Raw genomic sequence first — 5,090 nt, forward strand, 5'->3', positions numbered from 1 at the left:
CATATTTTATCTTTGCGCAAGAAAATTGAAGTGGATCCGCAACAGCCACGTTTGATTCAAACCGTGCGCAATGTCGGTTATCGGCTGCACCTTGAGCCATTGAATGGGCGCTACCCGCAGAATGGCAATAAACTTCGTCCCCCGCAATCGCCCCGCCACGTATTGGTTTAGTTGGTTTAGATCACGTATTTTTAGGCTTTGTCAACTCTGCCCCAAAATATTCTCAAATGAGCGATCCCTTTGACTGGCTAGAACCTGCCCTAAATACGCTGCACCGTGCCCATTGGTATCGCCAGCCCCTGCTCAGTGGCGCACCGGCAGCAGTAGTGAGTGTAGGAGAGCCGCCCCGTCCATTGATTAACTTTTGCAGCAATGACTATCTAGGTCTGGCCAACCACCCGCAGGTGAAAGTCGCCGCCATTGCAGCCATTCAACAGTGGGGAACCGGAGCCACAGGCTCGCGCCTTCTCAGTGGTCAGCGTCACCTCCACGCCCAACTCGAGCGGGCGATCGCCCAGTGGAAGGGTACAGAAGCTGCCTTGGTCTTCAGTTCCGGTACTGCGGCCAATCTTGGCACCATTGCTGCCCTTGTGGATCAACGGGACTTGGTGCTTGGGGATGCCTACAACCATGCCTGTCTGAAAAAAGGCGCCCACCTCAGTCGCGCTACGTTCTATGAATACCCCCACAACAATGTTGCCGCCCTTGCTCAACTCCTAGAGACCCATCGCTCCCAATACCGCCGTTGTCTAATCCTCACCGATGGTGTCTTCAGTATGGATGGGGATGTCGCCCCCCTAGAGGAGATACTAGGGCTAGCCGAGGCCTATATAGCAATGGTGCTCGTCGACGATGCCCACGGCACAGGGGTGTTGGGAACCAATGGTGCTGGTACCTTAGCCGCCTTGGGGCAATCTAGCCCGACCATCATTCAAATGGGTACCCTCAGCAAAGCCCTTGGCAGTTTAGGGGGATACATTGCCGGCTCCCAAGCCCTGATCACCTATCTGCAACACCGTGCCAGCACATGGATCTATAGCACTGGCCTCTCACCGGCGGATGCTGCTGCTGCCCTTGCTGCCCTTGAGCAACTACAAACAGATCCTTCCCTGCGCCAAGCCCTAGGGGAGCGCATTCAACAACTAGAAAAAGGACTGCAAGCATTGGGCTGCCCGGTTTTGCCCCGTCCCTTACCGACCCCTATCTTTTGCCTGCCTGCTCCCGATCCAGCCACCGTCCTCCAATGGGGTCAGAAATTACAAGATGCTGGATGTTGGGTGGCGGCGGTACGGCCACCGACCGTGCCTTTTAGTCGTCTGCGCATCACCTTAAGAGCCGATCACACCCCTGGGCACATTGAACAACTACTGGCAGCATTGGCCGCTTTATTAAAGTGCTGTTAAGAAGGGCTGACGGTCTGGCTGTGTTTCGCCTAGGCTGTAGATAGTTCTGTGAAATCGGCAAAGTGCACCAAGGAGTGAGCGATGATCACGATTTGGGTGAGCGAGCAAATTGATCCTTCTGGCTTGCTTTATGCCTGTATTGCCTGTTGTAATGAAGCACAGGCGAGAGAGTGTGTGCAGTCCTTTGAGAAAAACTTGACAACAGAACAAAAAGCTGCCGGTTGGCAAGTTCGCTTGCGTACCGTGGCCTCTTGGGATGAGGTTCCCAGTACTGCCCTCAAGCTCTCCTAATCTTTTGGCTCAGTCCTGCATAAGATTCTTGGTGGAGCGATTAAGCGAGTGGGGATATGGCCCTCCCTGCACCTTTGCTATCATAGGTGCGATGTACTCATCTTGCTTTTTCTTTGGAGGATGCCGCAGAATGGAGTTGGAAGCCCTGTTACTTGGTTTAGAACCACTCGCCGTGCTTGCCCTTGGGGTTGGTGCTGTTGCTGTTGCGCCGGTTGTGGGTGCTGTTGACTCAATGACTGGTCACAACTTGGCAGAGCAAGCTCGTAATGCGGCAAAATCAGGTTTGATGTGGGCGTTTGAAACCTATGAGAAAGCCCAGACGGCGATCGCCGAAGCCAGTGAGTCTTTCCAGGACTTGGTTGCCGAAGCGCGCTCAGAAATGATGGAGCAAAAAGCAGCAAAGGCCGCCGCTCCTGAGGAACCCCGCGAAGTGACGATTAGCTAGGTCTTGGCTCCCGATTAAACTCCTTGGGGTAGTTTTGCTGCCCCATCCTTTAATCAATTAGCGACCAGCGGGCGGAAAATAGATTACAGGAAAGTGGCAACGGCGAATGATTTCCCCGGCAAAGCTGGGGATTGATAATTCCCAAATTTTACCAACGGAACTAGAGGAAACCACAATTCCATAGATGTCGCGATCGTAAGCTGCCAACTGGGCTTCCACAACGGGACTGCCAAAGCGAATCTCTGTTTCAACGCTCAGGCCATAGCCCGTGAATTCCTGCTTCAGCTGGGCCAGGATTTTTTCTGCCTTGGGGCGCTCCTCAGCAATCCCCAGCTCCCTTTGACCCGCATCACTGATAATCCAGCAAAACGTTAGGGAAGTAATGCTCGTTTGATCTGGCTGTTGGACACCCTGCCGCAGTTTTTGGACGAGGTGCTGAGCTGAGGGACTGTGGTCGTAGGGGACAAGGAGATGACGAAAGAGATTTTGACAGCGGAGATTTAGTTCTGCGGTGGTCATGACCCACAACAGGTGCGGGCGCATAATCATGACCGGGACTTTAATCCGTTGCAGTACCTCAATGGTTGTACTGCCGAAGAGTTTCTCATCCAATAGATTGCGGACGGGACGGCTAGCCAGTACCAAGTCAATTTGATGTTTTTCAGCGGTGTCCAGAATGGCATCAGCAGGGCGGCGGTTTTCAATGATCACCTCTGCTTTAAGATCGGCTGGGACATTGGTGGGGTCAATTTTGAGTAACTCACGCGCCTGTTGCAGCTTTTCCTCCCGCAGCCGCGGCTTATCCCCATCCTCGTTTATGGGGCGGGCATGGAAAAAGATCAATTTGCGGGCACCTGCGGTTTGCAGGGCCTCAAGGTAGTGGGTGAGTTTGGGGAGGCCATCATGGAGATCTGTTGGAATCAATATGTTCTTAAACATACCAGTGCTCCCCAATGCCAGACTCTAATTGCAGATTAGCTTAGAAAGGGGGACCTGTGCTACTAGGCTTTTATGAGCATTCACCTACGGTTGCGAGGATGCCCCCTCATCTGTTGAATTCCAAGGCTATAATTTCTGAATCTGCAGTTGCCGCCGCGGACTTCAGTGGCTGTAAGGGCAACTTTTCGGAAAACCTCATCGTCAACTTCAACAGAAGTCACTAAAATAAGGATGGATACAGGATCATCATTCAATTCAACCATGTATCCACTACTACTAAATCTCTCTGAAACAAGGAGATTGTCTATTGTGATGCGATTTTCATTGAGATTTCTCTAGGGTATCGCGCCTTGCTAAGGATGATCCAAAGTGGATCAGAACGACTTTTTTGCCATCAGAGGCAGTGATAAATTTGCCCTTCTTAAGACATCGTTTAGACATTGTTTTAAGTGATTGCCATTGCCTTCTTAAACGGTGGGGAAGGGAATTTTTTGCTGCTAACTTCAATGATTGAGTTGAGGTGTTGAGTTGATGATGATTTTTACGTTGGGGCAACGTCTGCTCCGCACGCTCCTGTGGCCGGTACGGCAGTGGCTAGAGCATCTGGAAGTGCGCGATCGCCAGCTTGCCCATCGTCTGTGCCGCTTGATCCCGGCCCAGTGTCCCTTTGAACGTGATATTGTGGTTGCCAAATGGCACATTCACATTCCGCCGCTGTGCCACCTGAATCCCCTCTATGAAGAACTGATGGTGCTGCGCTACCGCGCCCTTTGCTACTTGGCGAATGAGTGCCATGAGGATATTAGTGCTTACTGTTAGCCCATAGGGGGTGCGCTGGTGTGGCGATCGCTGACCTCCTTTTTGGTGCAGCAGCGCTGTTGCTGTTGTGGTCGGGCAAGTTCCCAAACGATTTGTAGGGATTGTGCACGGCGCCTGAGGTCATGGGAAGTGCGCCAACGGCAACGCTACTGGCGGGGCAGTCTGCCCCTTTTTCCCTGGGGATACTATCAGCAAGACCTCAAGCGAGCGATCGCCACCATGAAATACCACAACCAGCCGGAGCTGGCTTACCTCTTTGGCCAATGGTTGGCCCTAAGCTGGTTTGAGGCCAAGGTAGCTCAACATCTACCCTTGCAGATTGTGCCCATTCCCCTCCATCGCGATAAATTGAAAAGCCGCGGCTTTAATCAAGCGGCGCTCATTGCCAAGGGCTTTTGCCGTACCCTAGAACTCCCCCTAGCGGCGGCGGGGCTCATCCGCCAACGGCCAACGGAGGCCCTGTTTCAGCTATCCCTCAAAGAACGCCAGGCCAATTTGGCCAATGCCTTTTGCCTTGGACACGGTCTGGAGCGACAACGCTGGCTATTGCTGTGCGATGACATCTATACAACGGGGACGACGGCAGGCAGCGCCGCCACCGTCTTACGCAATGCAGGATACAAAGTTTTGGGCATCATCACCGTGGCTGTGGCACTACCCGATCAACTGGCTGATCCCACTGTAAAGGCAACCAGCATCAAGGCTTCTGTCCACTCCACAACTGCACCGTAGGTATCCCCCGTGTGACCCCCCAACTGCCACTGAAACCATGCAGGGATCAAGAGAATTAAAAGCAGACCAAAAAGCAATTGCCCAAGGGGAAGCGGCAGCAGGAAGCTGAGGAAGAGCACAAGTAAACCACTCGGCCAAAAATCGCGGGGAAAGACACCACTGGTTTTATGGATCTGACCCGTGCCCTGGGGCTTCAAATAGGGATAGCGGGCGATCGCCCACACCTGAGCCAGGCGCCCCACCACCAATACCCAAACCAAGACGCTGCCCTTTGCCAGACTGCTTAAGCTTGTGACTTTTAAAAGCAGGATCACAATTGCGGCCATGACGCCAAAAGCCCCTGCTCGCCTATCTGCCATCACCTCAAGACGCCGTTGTTGATCCCTGACAGCTAAACCATCGGCAGTGTCCATCGCACCATCCAAGTGCAATCCGCCCGTCAGTGCCAACCAAAGGGCTAC

7 protein-coding genes and 1 pseudogene are annotated in these 5,090 nt (G+C 53.1%); 6 read left to right on the forward strand and 2 right to left on the reverse strand.

All coding sequences use genetic code 11. The annotated features are described in order from the left end of the window. The 4 genes from H8Q75_RS01355 to H8Q75_RS01370 form a co-directional block, all read left to right on the forward strand. Window positions 1-171, forward strand: a 171-nt coding sequence (locus H8Q75_RS01355; RefSeq protein ID WP_297039825.1) for a helix-turn-helix domain-containing protein, incomplete at its 5' end; no start/stop codon positions are given. A gap of 56 nt (window positions 172-227) precedes the next feature. Beyond that, complete coding sequence (gene bioF, locus H8Q75_RS01360) at window positions 228-1,403, forward strand: 8-amino-7-oxononanoate synthase (protein ID WP_024124379.1); 1,176 nt, start codon at window positions 228-230, stop codon at window positions 1,401-1,403. A gap of 84 nt (window positions 1,404-1,487) precedes the next feature. Continuing rightward, entirely contained in the window at window positions 1,488-1,694 is a 207-nt protein-coding gene (locus H8Q75_RS01365; protein WP_041429482.1) for a hypothetical protein, read from the forward strand. Window positions 1,695-1,824: 130 nt separating this feature from the next. Beyond that, complete coding sequence (locus H8Q75_RS01370) at window positions 1,825-2,139, forward strand: DUF5132 domain-containing protein (protein WP_024124377.1); 315 nt, start codon at window positions 1,825-1,827, stop codon at window positions 2,137-2,139. A 57-nt stretch (window positions 2,140-2,196) separates the two neighbouring features. On the opposite strand, the gene H8Q75_RS01375 is transcribed toward H8Q75_RS01370, so the two are convergent. Further along, entirely contained in the window at window positions 2,197-3,078 is an 882-nt protein-coding gene (locus tag H8Q75_RS01375) for a universal stress protein (RefSeq protein ID WP_024124376.1), read from the reverse strand. A gap of 567 nt (window positions 3,079-3,645) precedes the next feature. Between H8Q75_RS01375 and H8Q75_RS01380 the strand changes: the two are divergent. Beyond that, window positions 3,646-3,897: pseudogene (locus H8Q75_RS01380) on the forward strand (Mo-dependent nitrogenase C-terminal domain-containing protein); the annotation flags it as partial. Between the two features lie 18 nt (window positions 3,898-3,915). Beyond that, complete coding sequence (locus tag H8Q75_RS01385; RefSeq protein WP_024124374.1) at window positions 3,916-4,629, forward strand: ComF family protein; 714 nt, start codon at window positions 3,916-3,918, stop codon at window positions 4,627-4,629. Here H8Q75_RS01385 and cobS read toward each other — a convergent pair. After that, the coding region (gene cobS / locus H8Q75_RS01390; protein WP_297039823.1) for an adenosylcobinamide-GDP ribazoletransferase at window positions 4,560-5,090 on the reverse strand (531 nt) is incomplete at its 5' end. The two genes, H8Q75_RS01385 and cobS, sit on opposite strands and share 70 nt — an antisense overlap.

It is taken from the genome of Thermosynechococcus sp. OHK43 (assembly GCF_014466085.1).
GTDB lineage: Bacteria > Cyanobacteriota > Cyanobacteriia > Thermosynechococcales > Thermosynechococcaceae > Thermosynechococcus.

Coding starts and splice junctions, on each gene's coding strand:
- bioF (WP_024124379.1), top strand. CDS start 228: ATGAGCGATCCCTTTGACTGGCTAGAACCTGCCCTAAATACGCTGCAC.
- H8Q75_RS01375 (WP_024124376.1), bottom strand. CDS start 3,078: ATGTTTAAGAACATATTGATTCCAACAGATCTCCATGATGGCCTCCCC.
- H8Q75_RS01370 (WP_024124377.1), top strand. CDS start 1,825: ATGGAGTTGGAAGCCCTGTTACTTGGTTTAGAACCACTCGCCGTGCTT.